Source organism: Rhodococcoides kroppenstedtii (assembly GCF_900111805.1).
Classification (GTDB): domain Bacteria; phylum Actinomycetota; class Actinomycetes; order Mycobacteriales; family Mycobacteriaceae; genus Rhodococcoides; species Rhodococcoides kroppenstedtii.
In genome coordinates this window covers 244207-260855 of the sequence record NZ_FOJN01000004.1, presented here as the reverse complement: position 1 = coordinate 260855, position 16649 = coordinate 244207, and the positions used below count along the sequence as shown (strand labels likewise).

General features: G+C 69.3%; 15 protein-coding genes. 4 read left to right on the top strand and 11 right to left on the bottom strand.

The features are described from left to right. Position 1: 1 nt before the first annotated feature. The 7 genes from BMZ18_RS06905 to aceA all read right to left on the bottom strand — a co-directional run bounded on the left by BMZ18_RS06905 (position 2) and on the right by aceA (position 7396). Complete coding sequence (locus BMZ18_RS06905) at positions 2-982, bottom strand: MCE family protein (protein WP_083400184.1); 981 nt, start codon at positions 980-982, stop codon at positions 2-4. Further along, entirely contained in the window at positions 979-2034 is a 1056-nt protein-coding gene (locus BMZ18_RS06900; RefSeq protein WP_244516443.1) for an MCE family protein, read from the bottom strand. The genes BMZ18_RS06905 and BMZ18_RS06900 overlap by 4 nt, the downstream gene beginning before the upstream one ends. Continuing rightward, a complete protein-coding gene (locus BMZ18_RS06895) occupies positions 2031-3077 on the bottom strand; it encodes an MlaD family protein (RefSeq protein ID WP_068362595.1) in 1047 nt (348 codons plus the stop codon). Before BMZ18_RS06895 ends, BMZ18_RS06900 begins: the two co-directional genes overlap by 4 nt. Positions 3078-3081: 4 nt before the next feature. After that, positions 3082-3951, bottom strand: a complete 870-nt coding sequence (locus BMZ18_RS06890) for an MlaE family ABC transporter permease (RefSeq protein ID WP_068362597.1) — start codon at positions 3949-3951, stop codon at positions 3082-3084. Positions 3952-3955: 4 nt separating this feature from the next. Then, positions 3956-4717, bottom strand: coding sequence for an MlaE family ABC transporter permease (locus BMZ18_RS06885; protein WP_068099406.1), 762 nt, complete (start codon positions 4715-4717; stop codon positions 3956-3958). Between the two features lie 312 nt (positions 4718-5029). Beyond that, positions 5030-5914, bottom strand: a complete 885-nt coding sequence (locus BMZ18_RS06880; RefSeq protein WP_068362599.1) for a 3-hydroxybutyryl-CoA dehydrogenase — start codon at positions 5912-5914, stop codon at positions 5030-5032. A 192-nt stretch (positions 5915-6106) separates the two neighbouring features. Then, entirely contained in the window at positions 6107-7396 is a 1290-nt protein-coding gene (aceA, locus tag BMZ18_RS06875) for an isocitrate lyase (protein WP_068099404.1), read from the bottom strand. A 388-nt stretch (positions 7397-7784) separates the two neighbouring features. Between aceA and ramB the strand changes: the two genes are divergently transcribed. Next, positions 7785-9203, top strand: a complete 1419-nt coding sequence (gene ramB, locus BMZ18_RS06870) for an acetate metabolism transcriptional regulator RamB (protein ID WP_068099403.1) — start codon at positions 7785-7787, stop codon at positions 9201-9203. Positions 9204-9229: 26 nt separating this feature from the next. Continuing rightward, positions 9230-9769, top strand: coding sequence for a carboxymuconolactone decarboxylase family protein (locus BMZ18_RS06865; protein ID WP_068362601.1), 540 nt, complete (start codon positions 9230-9232; stop codon positions 9767-9769). 56 nt (positions 9770-9825) lie between these two features. Here the strand turns inward: BMZ18_RS06865 and lpdA are convergent, their stop codons facing one another. Together lpdA and BMZ18_RS06855 are read right to left on the bottom strand one after the other, a co-directional pair. Beyond that, positions 9826-11229: a dihydrolipoyl dehydrogenase gene (lpdA, locus tag BMZ18_RS06860; RefSeq protein WP_068099401.1), complete on the bottom strand. Its 1404-nt coding sequence runs from the start codon at positions 11227-11229 to the stop codon at positions 9826-9828. 107 nt (positions 11230-11336) lie between these two features. After that, positions 11337-12185: an aldo/keto reductase gene (locus tag BMZ18_RS06855; RefSeq protein ID WP_068362602.1), complete on the bottom strand. Its 849-nt coding sequence runs from the start codon at positions 12183-12185 to the stop codon at positions 11337-11339. 101 nt (positions 12186-12286) lie between these two features. Here BMZ18_RS06855 and BMZ18_RS06850 point away from each other — a divergent pair, with 101 nt between their 5' ends. Beyond that, a complete protein-coding gene (locus BMZ18_RS06850) occupies positions 12287-12736 on the top strand; it encodes a nitroreductase/quinone reductase family protein (RefSeq protein WP_068362605.1) in 450 nt (149 codons plus the stop codon). 4 nt (positions 12737-12740) lie between these two features. Here BMZ18_RS06850 and BMZ18_RS06845 read toward each other — a convergent pair whose 3' ends face one another. Further along, on the bottom strand, positions 12741-13697 hold the full coding sequence (locus BMZ18_RS06845) for a dipeptidase (protein WP_068362608.1): 957 nt from the start codon (positions 13695-13697) through the stop codon (positions 12741-12743). Positions 13698-13789: 92 nt separating this feature from the next. Then, positions 13790-14425, bottom strand: coding sequence for a hypothetical protein (locus BMZ18_RS06840; protein ID WP_074922046.1), 636 nt, complete (start codon positions 14423-14425; stop codon positions 13790-13792). A gap of 148 nt (positions 14426-14573) precedes the next feature. Between BMZ18_RS06840 and BMZ18_RS06835 the strand changes: the two genes are divergently transcribed. After that, a complete protein-coding gene (locus BMZ18_RS06835; RefSeq protein ID WP_082894992.1) occupies positions 14574-16649 on the top strand; it encodes a prolyl oligopeptidase family serine peptidase in 2076 nt (691 codons plus the stop codon).

Here is a 16649-nt window from a genome sequence, read left to right as displayed (position 1 = left end):
GTCAGCACCCCCTTCCCGGGACGGGCACGCACAGCGTGGTACCCGTGATGACGTCGTCACCGCGATCGACGACGGCACCGGCGTCGGTCGCGAAGATCTCGGACATGGAATCGGTGAACTCGCGCCCGGCGGTGATGGCGTCGTCGAGCGTCACGGTCTGCTCGCGCAGGGTGGCGGCGAGCGCCTCGAGTTCCTCGATGGTCGGGCCCAGTCCCTGGTCGAGCGCGACGATAGGCCGGTGCAGCAGGGTGAACAGGCGGCGCAGTTTCTCCGACGCGGCGACCACGTCGGCCCGCTTGGCCCCGAGCTTCGAGGTGATGGTGGCGAGCTTGTTCAGCAAGGACAGCAGCACCTCCCGGTCCGTGGCCAGGGCACCGAGGTACTCGTCGGTGACGTTCAGGCCGCGGGTCAGATCGTCCTGACGGTCCGCCAGGGCGGCCGTCAGGGACGTGAGGTTGTCGGTGATCCGGCGGATCGACTCGGGCTGCGCCTGCACGGCCGCGTCGAGCTCGACGATGTTCTCGCGCAACGTCTTTCCGTTCAGATCGCGCAGGATGGGCGTGGCCGCCTCCACGGTGTCGGAGAGGGAGAACGGCACCGTGGTGTGCTCGATCGGGATGCGCCCGTCCGGCAACTCGCCCGTTCCGCCGGGGCGGAGCGCGAAGTAGTGACCGCCCACCGGCGTGAGGAGCCGGACGCCCATCGACGTCGCGTCGCCGAGCTCGACGTCCTCGCGGACCTCGAAGGACACCTCGACGTGGTCGTCGGCCAGCCGCATCCCGGTGATCGTGCCCACGGAGATTCCGGCGATGCGGACGTCGTCGCCGGCGTGGGCTCCCCCGGTGTTCTCGAACGCGGCCGTATAGGTCCGGTGACCCAGCGGCAGGACGTAGACGATCGTCGTCGCGACCACGGCGAGCACCACGACCACCACACCGACCAGGCCCCACACCGTCTGACTGCCCGCTCGGAGCGAACTCATCGACACACCACCAATCGCTGAGTGCCGAGCACGACCGAGCCGATGCCCGGGATGTCGGCCTGGCCCGACGAGCAGGCGTAGACCTCGCCCCCGCCCGGGCCACTCGCCGGCTGCCCCTCGGCGCCACCGGACTGCAGCGACCGGTCGACCCCGCGCAGGAGACTCGGCACCAACGCGAGCAGGTCGACGATCTGCTTCGCCCCCGGCACTCGCCGGCGGAACAGCGCGTCGACGGGGCCGTACTCCGAGTCGTAGGTGTCGCGGAGTTGCTCGGCGATGTTCAGGAACGGGCCCTGGCCCGCGTTGATGTCGTCGAGATTGGCGATGAGCGTGTCCGCCTTGTCGGCGAAGGACGACACGACGCGATCGAGCTCCGCGAAGAGCCGGCCGAGTTGCTCGGACCGCTGACCGACCACGCCCGAGATCGCCCCGAGGTTGCGGACCAGGAGCACGATGATCTGCTCGCGCTCCTTCGTGTACGTGGTCAGCCCGTCGAGATCCCGCAGGACCGGCCCGAGTCCGGCCCCGTCGCCCTGCACCAGGTCCAGCACGTTCTGCGTGAACCGATTGACCTGTTCGGTGTCGATGGTCTCGAAGATCGGCTGGAAGCCGTCGAACAGCGTGGTGATGTCGAACGAGGGCACGGTGTTCTCGGGCGCGAACGACGCGCCGGACGCGAGCGGCGTCCCTGCCGTGTCGTCCTGGATCAGCTCGAGGTACCGCTGACCGAGCAGGTTCTGGTAGCGCACCGCGGCCTTGGTGGTGCTGGTGACGGGACGGTTGCCGTCCACCTCGAAGCTCACCCTGGCGCGGTCCCCGTCGAGGTCGATCCCGGTGACCGAACCGACCAGCACGCCGGACAGGCGCACGTCGTCGCCGGTGTACAGGCCGGAGACGTCGTCGAACCGAGCGTCGAAACGCGCACGGTCGGGGCCGGTACTGCCCCCGAGCGCGTTGCCGATCAGCACGAGGCAGAGGATCGCCACCAGCGCGAACACGGCGAGCTTGACCACCGTCGCGACGGGAAAGACCACGGCGGAGGACCGGCTCACGGCGTCGCCCCCGCCCGGCCCAGGAACGCCTCGACCGGTCCCGCCATCGTCGGCATCGAGTTCACGATCACCTGCAGTTGCAGCTGGGTGCGGCCGTCGACCGTCGGGAACGCGTCCTCGACGCCCTGCAGGACGTTCGGCACCCGCTGGTAGGCGGGGGCGAGGGTGCCGGCGGACAGGGCCACCGGGATGAGAACGTCCAGCAACGTGTCGAGCAGCGGTGCCAGATACGGTTGGTTCTCGCGCAACAGATCTCCCAGAGGAATGCTCAGCCCGCTGCCGAGTCCGGTCATCGCCTTGATGGCCCGGTCCCGGTTCACGGGATTCTCGAAGTACTCGCTCGAGTCCACGACCTGAGCGATCACGTCGACCAGCGGGCCGATGGATTCACGCAGACCGTCGCCGAGCTCGGCGCCGCGCACGAGCTTCCACGACAGCGGCGAGCGTTGCGTCTCGGCCATCATCTGCGCGGTGTCGAAGAAGGGCTTCAGGCCGTCGCCGAAGTTGGTCGAGACGCGGGACATCAGGTCCAGGACGCGGTCGGTGTTGTCGGCGTCGAGGACGTCGGTCAGGTCGGCGAGCCGCCGGAACACGCCGGTGACGGTGGCGGTCTCGCTGTCGTCGCCGAGTTCGACGGTGGCGTCCTCTTCGAGGGGCGCGCCGCGCCCCTCGGAGAACAGCTCGATCACCGTGGCGCCGAACACCGTGGCCGAGGAGAACCGTGCCGTCAGGTCGTCGGTGAGCACCTCCGCCACGGCCGGTTCGATGTGCGCGTGGACGCGCTGCCGCCCGAAGCCGACCGGCTCGATCTCGTCCACCCGACCGACGGGCAGGCCGCGGTACTTCACGTCGGATCCGACGGCCAGGCCGTCGCCGACGCTCGCGCTGTCGAAGGTCACGTCGAACCGGGACTCGAACTCGCCACGGGCGTAGGACGTCAGGACCACACCGACGAGCACCAGAATCACCGCCACGGCGAGGCCACGCACCCGGAGTGCGCGCGGGCCCGCGGACCGCTTGGAGAGGTCGTCGAAGACTGCCATGGCGCTACCCCGAGATCCTGATGCCGACGTCGGAGCCCCAGATGACCACGGTCATGACCATGTCGAGGACCACGATGACGATGAGCGAGGCACGGATGGCCCGCCCCGACGCGCGGCCGACACCCTCGGGACCACCGGTGGCGTAGTAGCCCTGGTAGCCGTGGATGAGGATGACGGCCGCGACGAACACGGTGGCCTTGAGCAGGGACCAGCCGAGGTCGGGCAGGCTGAGGAACGTCGAGAAGTAGTGGTCGTACGTGCCGGACGACTGGTTGCCGAACAGGTTCACGATCAGCGAGCACGAGACGTAGGCGAGCACCAGCGTCAGCAGGTAGAGCGGCACGATGGTGAGGACGCCGGCGATCACGCGGGTGGTGACCACGAAGGGGATCGAGCGGATACCGACCACCTCGAGCGCGTCGATCTCCTCCGAGATCCGCATCGCGCCGATCTCGGCGGTCATGCGGCACCCGGCCTGCGAGGCGAAGCCGATGGCCGCGATCATCGGGGCCAGCTCGCGGGTGGTGGCGTAGGCGGAGATGAAGCCGGTCAGCGGGCCCATGCCCACCAGGTTCAGTGCGTTGTAGCCCTCGATGCCGATGGACGATCCCACGGCGACACCGAGGATCACCAGCACCGATACCGTGCCGCCGCCGACCACCAGGGCGCCGCTGCCCCAGGTGATGTCGGTGAGCACCAGCATGGTCTGGCGGCGGTAGGCGCGCAGGGTGTGCGGGACGGCGGCGAGCACCTGCCACACGAAGGTGAGTTGATGGCCCAGGTGCTCGGCGGCCGAGAGGGGCATGCGGACCACGCGGGCGCCCGAGCGGCGCAGGCCCGGGGTGCCGAGCGGTGAGTACCGTGCAACGGTCATCGCGTCACCCGAGCCGTTGCGGGAAGAACATGGTCACCAGCTGGGTGGCCAGGACGTTGACGACGAAGGCCGCGATCACCCCGACGACGACGGACGCGTTCACCGCGTTGGCGACGCCGCGCGGTCCGGCCGTGGCCTCGAACCCGCGCTGGCATGCGACGAGGACGACGATGATGCCGAAGATCTCCGCCTTGACCATCGAGACCACGAGGTCGGTGGTGGAGGCGAAGGAGGCGAACGACGCGAGGTAGCTGCCGGGCGTACCGCCCTGGAATCCGACGTTGACCACGTAGCCCGACACCAGGCCGATGAAGATCACCAGCGAGCAGAGCAGGGGCGCGACGACGATCATCGCGGCCAGTCGCGGTGCGGCGAGGCGGCGGACGGGATCGATGCCCATGACGCGCATCGCGTCGATCTCCTCGCGCACGGTGCGGGCGCCGAGGTCCGCCGCGATGGCGGAGCCGGCGGCCCCGCCGAGCAGCAACGCGGTGACGATCGGGGCGCCCTGACGGATGACGCCCAGTCCGCCCGCGGCGCCCGAGATGGAGGTGGCGCCGATCTGCGAGGTGAGGCTGCCGACCTGGACGGAGACGATGACGCCGAACGGAATGGACACCAGGACGGCGGGCAGCACGGTCACGGTGACCATGAACCAGGCCTGATCGAGCGCCTCCCGCCACGCGAATCGCAGCGCCACGAGATCGCGAGCGAGATAGCCGAACGCGGCGGCGGTCAGGTCGGCGAACCGTCCGAACGTGCGCATGCTGGTGACGACGCGCGATCGCGCCCACGTGCCTGCCCGCTTCTCGGACCGTGCCCTGGCTTCGGTGCCGGCGATGGTGACCCCCCGGTGTGTGCTGTTCCCCCCGGTCCGCGATGTCCCCCGCGAACCTCCGAAAAACTAGCCGCCCGAAACAGGGCCGAGGTCGGTTTACGCCGGGTTCCGTGACGGGATACAGACGACGGCCCGGCCCCCCGGGACTTCCCACCGAGTCGGTGGGAGCGGGGGTCCGGGCCGTCGTGACGTGTCGTCAACGGTGTCTCGGAGGTCACCGAACCGGTCGATAGTCGCCGGTCAGGACACGATGCGTCCGTTCTCGTACGTGTAGAAGCCCTGCCCGGTCTTCTTGCCCAACAGACCGCCCTCCACCATGCGCAGCAGCAACGGCGGAGCGGCGTACAGCGGTTCCTTGTACTCCTCGTACATCGAGTCGGCGATGGACTTCACCGTGTCGAGACCGATGAGGTCGGACAGGGTCAGCGGTCCCATCGGGTGGGCCAGGCCGAGCACGGTCGCCTTGTCGATGTCCTCGCGAGTGGCGAAGCCCGACTCCACCATCCGGACGGCCGCGAGGAGGTACGGCACCAGCAGCGCGTTGACGACGAAGCCGGATCGGTCCGTCGCGCGGACCACCTGCTTGCCGAGCACGTCGGCCGCGAAGCGTTCCGCGCGGGCGACCACCGCGTCGGACGTGACGAGCGACGGGATCAGCTCGACCAGCGGCAGCACCGGTACGGGATTGAAGAAGTGCAGCCCGACCACGCGCTCGGGGCGGGCGGTGGCGGTGGCGATCCGGGTGATGGGGAGCGACGACGTGTTGGAGGCCAGCACGGCGTCGGCGTCGGTGACGACGCGGTCGAGTTCGGCGAAGATCTCGGTCTTGATGCGCTCGTTCTCGAGCACGGCCTCGACGACGATCTGCCGGTCGGCGAAGTCGCCGAGGTCGGTGGTGAACCGCAGGCAGTCGGCGGCCTGGTCGCGTTCGCGCTCGGTGATCTTGCCGCTGGAGACGCCGCGATCGAGGGACTTGCGGATACGGGCACGACCGGCGTCGACGAGGTCGGCGGTCTTCTCGAACACCAGGACGTCGACGCGAGCGCGAGCGCACACCTCGGCGATGCCGGCTCCCATCTGCCCGGCGCCGACGATGCCGACGCGCTCGATCTTCTCGCTGGACACTACGAACTCCTTCGTTCGCCCTCACCAGCCGCAGACCGTCGGCCGGGGTCGGCGCGCGACAACGGCGACAGGTGAGGTGGGGGTAACTCTGCTGGGGTACGGGCGAAGCCCATGGGTACGAGTCAGGCGGCCCGCAACGGAAGCTGCGGACCGCCTGACTGGTGCGAAGAAACCTCGGAGAGGCGGCTCAGCTCAGTGGAACTGGCCCTCTTCGGTGCTGCCCTTGAGGGCGGCGGTCGAGGTGTTGGGGTCGACCGTGGTGGCGATGCGGTCGAAGTAGCCCGCACCGACCTCGCGCTGGTGCTTGATGGCGGTGAAGCCACGCTCGGCGGCGGCCTTGAACTCGCGCTCCTGCAGGTCGACGAAGGCGGTCATGCCCTCGCGGGCGTAGCCGTGGGCCAGGTCGAACATGCCGTAGTTGAGCGAGTGGAAGCCGGCGAGGGTGATGAACTGGAACTTGAAGCCCATCGCGCCGAGCTCGCGCTGGAACTTCGCGATGGTGGCGTCGTCCAGGTGCGCCTTCCAGTTGAAGGAGGGCGAGCAGTTGTAGGCGAGGAGCTGGTCCGGGAACTCGGCGCGCACCGACTCGGCGAACTTCTTGGCGACCTCGAGGTCCGGCACGCCGGTCTCCATCCAGATGAGGTCGGCGTAGGGGGCGTAGGCCTTGGCGCGAGCGATGCAGGGCTCGATGCCGTTCTTGACGCCGAAGAAGCCCTCGGCGGTGCGGGTGCCGTCGAGGAACTCGCGGTCGCGCTCGTCGACGTCGGAGGTGATGAGCGTGGCGGCCTCGGCGTCGGTGCGGGCAATGATGACCGACGGGACGTCCGCGACGTCGGCCGCGAGGCGAGCCGAGGTCAGGGTGCGGATGTGCTGCTGCGTCGGGATGAGCACCTTGCCACCGAGGTGGCCGCACTTCTTCTCCGAGGCGAGCTGGTCCTCCCAGTGCACACCGGCGGCGCCGGCGGCGATCATGGCCTTCTGCAGCTCGTAGGCGTTGAGCGCGCCACCGAAGCCGGCCTCGGCGTCGGCGACGATGGGGGCGAGCCAGTTGCTCACCGAGGTGTCGCCCTCGATCTTGGCGATCTCGTCGGCGCGGAGCAGCGCGTTGTTGATGCGGCGCACGACGGACGGCACGGAGTTGGCCGGGTAGAGGCTCTGGTCCGGATAGGTGTGGCCGGAGAGGTTGGCGTCACCGGCGACCTGCCAGCCGGAGAGGTAGATGGCCTTGAGGCCGGCGCGCACCTGCTGCACGGCCATGTTGCCGGTGAGGGCACCGAGGGAGTTGATGTAGTCCTCGTTGTTCACGAGGTCCCAGAGGATCTCCGAGCCGCGACGCGCGAGGGTCGCTTCCTCGACGACCGTGCCCTGGAGGTCGGTGACCTGCTGGGCGGTGTAGTTGCGCTCGACACCCTTCCAGCGAGGGTTGGTGTCCCAATCCTTCTGGATCTCTTCGGTGGTCCTGGGGGTACCGGTGGTCGACATCGACAGCTCCGTCTCTTCGGTTTCGTCCGCCGACGGCCACGTGCGCCGACCCCGCAGGGTCTTCGCAGGGTTGTCAGGCGGATCGGATGTACGAGACCACGATGGCACAGGCGAAAAATGGTGTCTACCTGCTGAGACTGTAAAGTTCGGCTAAGCAGTACGAGCATACTGCGAATGTTGCGAAGATCGGCGTCGCCAAGACGCCGCCGACCTACCCGCCGGTAACCGCATCGCCGCACGTCGGGAACGAAATGCACGAAAGCCCGTCGGCGGCGCGCGGGCCCCATGCCGTCGCCGGCGCCGCACTCGGCGCCGGCGCGCACTGTGACCGACGTCACCGTACGTTCGTACTGTTTGCCCCCGCCGGCGGGGCTTCTAGGCTCGGTCCATGGCCCGGACGTACGTCGGCGCGCGGTTGCGCCAGCTGCGCGTCGAGCGCGGACTGTCCCAGGCCGCCCTCGCCGCGCGCCTCGACATCTCCGCGAGCTACCTCAACCAGATCGAGCACGACGTCCGGCCCCTCACCGCCGCCGTCCTCACCCGCATCACGACGGCGTTCGGCGTCGACACCACGTTCTTCTCCACCCAGGACGACACGCGGTTGATCGCCGAACTCCGCGAGGTCACGCTCGACCAGGACGTCGCCGTGCCCACCGACGTCGACGAGCTGGCGGCGTTCGTCTCCGCGCATCCCGGCCTTGCGCGGGCGATGGTGGACATGCACAGCCGGTACCGCAACACCTCCGCACAGCTGGCGGCGGCCACCGAGGACCGGTTCGCCGACGGCAGCGGCAGCGGGGCGATCTCCAAACCGCACGAGGAGGTCCGGGACTACTTCTACCGGCGCCAGAACTATCTCGACGAACTCGACACCGCCGCCGAGGATCTGGCCAACCGGCTGCGTTTCCACCGAGCCGACATCGCCGCGGAGATCGCCAAGCGGCTCCGCAACCTCTACGACGTGCACATCGTCGAGCGCATCGACCTCGGCGAGGGCGTGCTGCATCGGTTCGATCCCCGCACCCGGCTGCTCGAGATCTCGCCGCGACTGTCCGGTGGGCAGAAGGTCTTTCGCTTCGCCGCCGAGCTCGCCTACCTGGAGAACGGCGATCTGATCCGCCGTCTGGTCGACGAGGGCAACTTCTCCGGCGAGGAGTCCCGCGCGCTCGCGAGCCTGGGGCTGGCGAACTACTTCGCCGCGGCGACGGTATTGCCCTACACCAGGTTCCACGAGGTGGCCGAGGACTTCCGCTACGACATCGAGCGGCTGTCGGCCTACTACGCCGTGAGTTACGAGACCGTCTGTCACCGACTCTCGACGTTGCAGCGTCCGTCGCTACGCGGCGTGCCGTTCTCCTTCGTCCGCGTCGACCGCGCCGGCAACATGTCGAAACGCCAGTCCGCCACCGGGTTCCACTTCTCGTCGAGCGGCGGCACGTGCCCGCTGTGGAACGTCTACGAGACCTTCGCCTACCCCGGCCGCATCATGACGCAGATCGCCGAGATGCCCGACGGGCGTCGCTACCTGTGGATCGCCCGCACCGTGGAACGACGCGCGGCGCGGTACGGCGAGCCCGGCAAGACGTTCGCCATCGGCCTCGGGTGCGAGCTGCGGCACGCGTCGCGACTCGTCTACGCCGACGGCCTCGACCTCGACACCGCGCGCGGCGCGACCCCGATCGGCGCGGGGTGTCGGGTGTGCGAACGCGCGCACTGCCCCCAGCGCGCGTTCCCGCCGCTGGGGAAAGCGCTCGACATCGATGCCCATCGCAGTTCGGTGTCACCGTACGTTCTGCGGGACCGGTGACGGGCCGGTCCCGTAGCGTCGGCCGCATGACCGGTCGCATCCCCGCTGGCACGCTGTCCACGCTCCGCCCGATCAACTTCGCGATCGCGCGTCTCGCGAGCCGTGTGGTGGGGGCACCGGACATGCATCTGTTCTCCACGCTCGGGCAGACCCGCGGACTGTTCCGTGCGTGGCTGGTCTACAGCGCCCGGCTGATGCCCTTCGGCACGCTCGCACGGCGGGACGCGGAGACGGTGATCCTCCGCGTGGCCGCCGTCCGCGAGTGCGGGTACGAGCAGGACCACCACCGCCGGCTCGGGCGGCGGGCCGGCCTCACCGCCGCGGAGATCGCGGCACTGGAGCACACCGACGCCGGGACGCACGGGGACCTCGACGAGCGGGCTCGGACCGTCGTGACCGCCGTCGACGAACTCCTCGCCGAGCAGGACCTCGCCGACGCCACGTGGACGCGGCTCGGGGCGTACCTGACCGACCGTCAGCGCATCGAGTTCGTCCTGTTGGTGACGCAGTACGACGGGCTCGCCACCACGATTCGCACCCTGCGTATTCCCCGCGACTACACGTAGCGGGAACGGCAACACCCCGGCCGCTCGCGAGCGGCCGGGGTGTTAACGTCGGACGATCAGAAGTTGATCATGTGCCCGGCGAGACCGTGGATGGCCTCCTGCAGGGCTTCGCTGAGCGTCGGGTGCGTGTGGACGTTGCGGGCCAGCTCGGTGGCGGTGAGATCCCACTTCTGCGCGAGCGTGAGCTCGGGCAGCAGCTCGGAGACGTCGGGGCCGATGAGGTGGCCGCCGAGCAGCTCGCCGTGCTGCGTGTCCGCGATGAGCTTGACGAAGCCCGTCGGATCGCCGAGGCCGTGCGCCTTGCCGTTGGCCGTCATGGGGAACGTGGCGACCTTGATGTCGTGGCCCGCGTCCTTGGCCTGGGCCTCGGTGAGACCGAAGCTGGCCACCTGCGGCTGGCAGAACGTCGCGCGCGGCATGAAGCGGTAGTCGTCGATCGGCAGCGTCTCGGCCCCACCGATGGTCTCGGCGGCGACGACGCCCTGCGCCTCGGCGACGTGCGCCAACTGCAGCTTGGCGGTGACGTCACCGATCGCGTAGATGTGCGGGACATTGGTGCGCATGACCGAGTCGATGGCGATCGCGCCGCGGTCGGTGAGCTCGACGCCGGTCTTGTCCAGGCCGTAGCCCTCGACGCGGGGAGCGAAGCCCACGGACTGCATGACCTTGTCCACGGTGACCGTCTCGGTCTCGCCGGACTTGTTGTTCTTGATCGCGACGGTGACCTTGCTGCCGTCGTCGTCGATGCTCTGCACCGCGGCGCCGGTCATGATCTTCACGCCGAGCTTCTTGTACTGCTTGGCAATCTCCTTCGAGACGTCCTCGTCCTCGTTGGGGAGCGCACGGTCGAGGAACTCGACGATGGTGACGTCCACGCCGTAGTTCTTCAGGACGTAGCCGAACTCCATGCCGATCGCGCCGGCACCCACGATGAGGATCGACCCCGGCAGATCCTTGGTCATGATCTGCTCTTCGTAGGTGACGACGTTCTCGCTCAGCGAGGTGCCCGGCAGCAGCTTGGTGGTGCTGCCGGTAGAGATGATCGCGTTGTCGAACGTGACCGTCTCGGTGCCGCCCTTGCTCAGCTCGACGGAGATGGTGTTGGCGTCGGTGAACGAGCCCTTCCCGTCGAACTGGTCGATCTTGTTCTTCTTCATCAGGAAGTGGATGCCCTTGACGCGGCCCTCCGCGACCTTGCGGCTGCGATCGTAGGCAGCGCCGAAGTCGAACGACACGTCACCGGAGATGCCGAACTGCTTGGCCTCCTTGGTGAACAGGTGCGCCAGTTCGGCGTTGCGGAGCAGAGCCTTGGACGGGATGCATCCCACGTTGAGGCACACCCCGCCCCAGTACTTCTGCTCGACGATGGCGGTTTTCAGGCCCAGCTGCGCCGCGCGGATGGCAGCGACGTATCCACCGGGACCGGCTCCGAGGACGACGACGTCATAGTGTGAGGTCACGGTGCCTCACCTTAGTCCCGTTGCCTCCGCCACACGAGGCGCGGTCCGTGAACCGGGCTTTTCGTGCTTAGTGTTCGTTCCGGGCAGGCCGGTCGTGTCGGTGTCGCTCAGTCGGGGATCATGTCGAACGTGTCGGGGTTGGGGCCGGTGCGGCCGTCCTCGCCCTTGTCGAGCGCGGAGATCTCCTGGATCTGCCGGTCGTCGAGCTCGAAGTCGAAGATGTCGAAATTGGCCTCGACGCGCTCGCGGGTGACGGACTTGGGGAAGACGATGTCCCCGCGCTGGATGTGCCACCGCAGCGTGACCTGGGCGGTGGACTTGCCCACGTCCTTCGCGATGCGCTCGAGTTCGGAATCGTCCAGCACCTTGCCCTGGGCGATGGGCGACCACGCCTCGGTGGCGATGCCGTGCTCGGAGCCGTAGGCCCGCACCTGCTCGTTGCCGAAGTACGGGTGCACCTCGATCTGGTTGACGGCCGGCACGGTGTCGGTCTCCGCGGCCAGCTTCTCGAGGTGGGGCACCTGGAAGTTGGAGACGCCGATGCTGCGGGCCCGGCCGTCGCGCTGGAACTCCTCGAGCACCTTCCAGGTGGAGACGTAGTCGCCGTCGTAGCGGGTGGGCAGCGGCCAGTGGATGAGGAACAGGTCGACGTAGTCGGTGCCGAGCTTCTCGAGGGTCTCGTCGAAGGAGCGGCGGGCGTCGTCGGGGCGGTGGAAGCCGTTGTTCAGCTTGCTGGTGATCCACACCTGGTCGCGGTCGACGCCGGAATCGCGCACACCCTGCCCCGTTTCGGCCTCGTTGCCGTACATCTGGGCGGTGTCGAGGTGCCGGTAGCCGACCTCGATGGCGGTCCGCACGGCGTCGGCGGTGTTCTCGGGCTCGATCTGGAACACGCCGAAGCCCAGCTGGGGGATGCTGCGGCCGTCGTTCAGGGACACGGTGGGAACTGCACTCATGATGTTGGGAACTCCTCGTCTCGACTTGCGGTACTGCTCGGGTACCCCGGACTCGCGGCGATCACGCCCCGGGACCGGCCGCGGGGCGCGATGATGGCGGCATGACCGACTTCAACGAGCAGGTCATCGGCGAGTTCCGGGAGAACGGCGGCCGGGTGTCCACCGCCGGCTTCGGGGACAACCTGGTGGTGTTGCACTCCATCGGCGCACGCAGCGGCGAGGTCCGGCTGAACCCGCTGTTCGCGCTGCGGGAGGACGACTCGTGGTTGGTGGTCGGGTCGGCCGCGGGCTCGCCCAAGGATCCCGCGTGGGTGCACAACCTCCGCGCGCATCCGCGGATCGAGATGGAGGTGCCCGGCGCGACGCCCGGGACGGACGAGGTGCGGACGGTGGAGGTGGACGTCACCGAGATCGACGCCGACGGGTCCGACCCGTCGGCGTGGACGCAGCGGTGGGACCGGTTCACCGCGGCGTCCAGCGGCTTCCTCGACTACCTGACGACGGCGGAGGGTCGGCGATTCCCGATCTTCCGGTTGACGCCGGTGTCCTGAGGGGTCAGACCCAGGTCTCGCCCGCGACGCGCCGGAAATTACCGGCGACGACGGCGTCGATCGCAGCGTCGTCCCACCCGCGGGAGCGGAGGACGTCCGGCAGGGTGCGGGTGTCCTCCGGCGGAACCCACTGCAGCGGACCGTACGCGGTGTACTCGGGTCCGAAGGCGTCCGGGTGCGCCGCCACTTCCGCGACGAAGTCCTCGTGGTCGAACGAGAAGTCCGAACCGAGGCCCACGTGGTCGATGCCGAGCAGGTCCACCCCGTACTCGACGTGGTCCGCCATCGCCTCGACCCGCGCGGCGCCGTCGTCGATTCCGTTGACGCCGACGAAGATTCCGACGCCGTTGATGCCGACGACGCCTCCGGTCTCGGCGCACGCGCGAGCCTGCTCGTCGGTGATGTTGCGCGGATGTTCCCACAGCGCAGCGAAATTGGAGTGGCTGTAGATCATGGGTCGCTCGGTGACCGCGGCGATGTCCAGGCCGGTGCGACGGGAGCAGTGGGATCCGTCGGCGGCCATGCCGGCCGCGTTCATCGCGCGCACCAGGTCGCGTCCGTAGGCAGTCAATCCGGTGTCGGTCGCGTCGAGACACCCACAACCCGCGGCGTTCTCGTGGTTGTAGGTCGGGAGCATCGACCGCACACCGAGGCCCACGAAGTACGCGACGTTGCCCGGATCACCGTCCAGCGGGGCCGAGTCCTCCAGGTCGAACGCCAGGCCCAGCACCCCGTCGGCCCAAGCCGCGTCCACGTCGTCGACCGCCCGGACGAGGCGGAATCGCGGGTCACCGTCCGCGCGGGCCGACCACCGCTCGATCAGGGCGGTGCTCGCCGCGCGATCCTGGGGCGAGTACCCGACGTTCACGGACAGGTACGCGCCGGTGCCGTACCGCGTGAGCGGAGCGATCTCCGCCTCGGGGTCGAGCGGCAGGCAGGTGTGCTGTTCCCACAGGCGCATGGTGGGTCAGCATGTCACGCGACAGGGCGGTGCCGCTCGGCGCGTCAGCGGCGGTGCCGCCCTGCGCGTCAGCGGCGGTGCCGCCCTGCGCGTCAGCGGCGGTGGTCCTTGTCGGCGCTCAGGGCGGCCCGGATCAGCTCGACGGGTGCGGGCCGTTCCACCGACGCGGTGGTGACGGCCAGGCCGTGCACCATCCAGTGGCGGGCGTGGATCGCGCGGGCCAGCCGGAGCCGTCCGCCCAGGTCGCCGACCGGCACGGCGGTGGCGCCGGTGGAGCGGACGGCGTCACCGGAGTAGATGCGCAGACCGGACCCCGGATCCGCGACGGGCGACCGCAGGACGGACGCCGCCACGCGGTCGGCGAGCAGACGCAGGCCGCGGCGACCGCGGCGGGTGCCGACGACCATGCCCACCCCGACACCGTCGGCGGTGGCGAGCAGGCGGGCGATGTCCGCGGCGCGCCAGTGGCGATCGGCGCCGGGATCGTCGACGACGACGATCCGGTCGAACCCGAGCACCTCGACGGTGGTCGCGCCGGTGACGGGACGCACCGTCGCCGCCGGGAGGACGGTGCGGACGGCGTCCTGGACGGCCTGGGATCCGGCGCGATCCGCGGCGACGCAGACCAGCGTGCCGGCGGTCGCGGGGTCGGCCGCCAGGGGCCGGGTGGTCATCCCGAACGGCCGGGGACGAGCGGTCTCGTGCTCGGTCTCGTGCGATACGGACATACGATCACCTTCGGTCGGCCCGTCCCGGTGGTTCGGCGGGCTACAACTGTTCCTACACCGCAAACCTACCATTTCCCCGTTTTAGGCGCCATTGTTCGATCAACGGACGGTTCTCGCAGTCGGGTGTGGCCGCCCACAGCCGGGCACAATGGGGCCGGTGACGGACCCCTACCTCTGGCTCGAGGACGTGACCGGCGCCGATGCGCTCGAGCACGTAACCTCCCGCAACCGCCGGACCCTCGCCGAGTTCGCCGACGACGCGGAGTTCGCCCGCCTCGAACAGCGCCTGCGCGACATTCTCGACACGGATGCGCGCATCCCGTACGTCCGGCGCCGGGGGCAGCATCTCTACAACTTCTGGAAGGACGCCGCCCACCCCCGCGGGCTCTGGCGGCGGACCACCCTCGAGCGATACCGCACGGACGATCCGGAGTGGGACGTCGTGCTCGATCTCGACGCCCTGGCCGCCGACGAGGACGAGAACTGGGTGTGGTCCGGCGCGCAGGTTCGTCGGCCTGACTTCGACCGCGCCCTGATCGCGCTCTCCCGCGGCGGCGCGGACGCCACGGTGATCCGTGAATTCGACCTGGAAAAAAGGGCTTTCGTCCCCGCCTCCGAGGGCGGCTTCACCGTTCCCGAGGCCAAGACGGACATCGGGTGGATCGACGCCGACACCGTCTACGTCGGCACGGACACCGGGCCCGGCAGCCTCACCACGTCCGGCTATCCCCGCCGGGCGCAACGGTGGCGGCGCGGCACGCCACTGCACGACGCGCCCGTGGTGGTCGAGGGCGACCCCACCGACGTCGCCGTGTCGGTGTGGTTCGACCCCACCGAGGGTCACACCCGCACCGTCGTCTCGAGGGCGACCGGGTTCTTCGACAGCGAGGTCTCCGTCCTCGGCCCCGACGATCGACCGATCCGTATCGACGCCCCCACCGACGCGTCGGTGTCGCTCCACCGCGAATGGTTGACCATCCGCATCACCACCGCATGGACGCTCGACGGCGTCCTGCACCCGGCCGGCACGCTGCTCGTCGCGCGCATCGACGACTGGATCGCCGGCGACCGTCGGGTGCGCACCGTGTTCCGACCCGACGCCCACACCTCGCTGCACCAGGTGGCCTGGACCGAGAACCACCTGCTCCTCGTCGTGCTCGAGGACGTGCGGTCCGCGGTCGTCGTCGTCACGCTGAACGACGACGGACTCGAGACCGAGCGCCTCACCGGCCTGCCCGAGAACGCGTCGGTGAGCATCGTCGGCACCGATCCCGACGACGGTGGGGACGAATTCTTCCTCGACGTGGGCAACTACGTGACGCCGTCGACGCTGGTGTGGGGAACCGTGCAGGGACAGCGCGAGGTGCTGCGCCGATCCCCCGCCTTCTTCGACGCCGACGGGCTCACCGTCGATCAGTTCTTCGCGACATCCGACGACGGCACGCGCGTGCCGTACTTCGTCGTCCATCGCGCGAGACCGGACACCGGGACCGACGGAGAGGCCGAGACCGAGGCGGCACCGGGTCCGACGCTGCTCTACGCCTACGGCGGCTTCGAGGTGTCGCTCACACCGTCGTACAGCGGCATCGTCGGCGCCGCCTGGCTCGAACGTGGCGGCACCTACGTCGTCGCCAATCTCCGCGGCGGCGGCGAGTACGGGCCGGCCTGGCACACCGACGTCCGGGTCGCCGGTCGGCACAAGGTGCACGAGGACTTCGCCGCCGTCGCAAGGGATCTCGTCGACCGCGGCATCACCACCGCGGACCGGTTGGGGGTGCGCGGCGGCAGCAACGGCGGACTGCTCATGGGCATCGCGCTGACGAAGTACCCGGAGTTGTTCGGCGCCATCGTCTGTCAGGTCCCACTGCTGGACATGAAGCGCTACCACCTGTTGCTGGCGGGCGCGTCGTGGATGGCCGAGTACGGCGACCCCGATGATCCCGACGACTGGGCCGTCATCTCCGAGTACTCGCCGTACCAGAACGTCAGGCGCCCCGGCGAATCCGGCCCGCAGTACCCGCCGGTGCTCATCACCACGTCTACGCGGGACGACCGCGTGCACCCCGGTCACGCACGCAAGATGGCGGCGCGGCTCGAGGAGTACGGCCACGACGTGTCGTACTACGAGAACATCGAAGGCGGCCACGGCGGCGCTGCCGACAACAAGCAGGTCGCCTTCACCTCGGCCCTCGCCTTCACCTTCCTGTGGCGGATGCTGACCTGA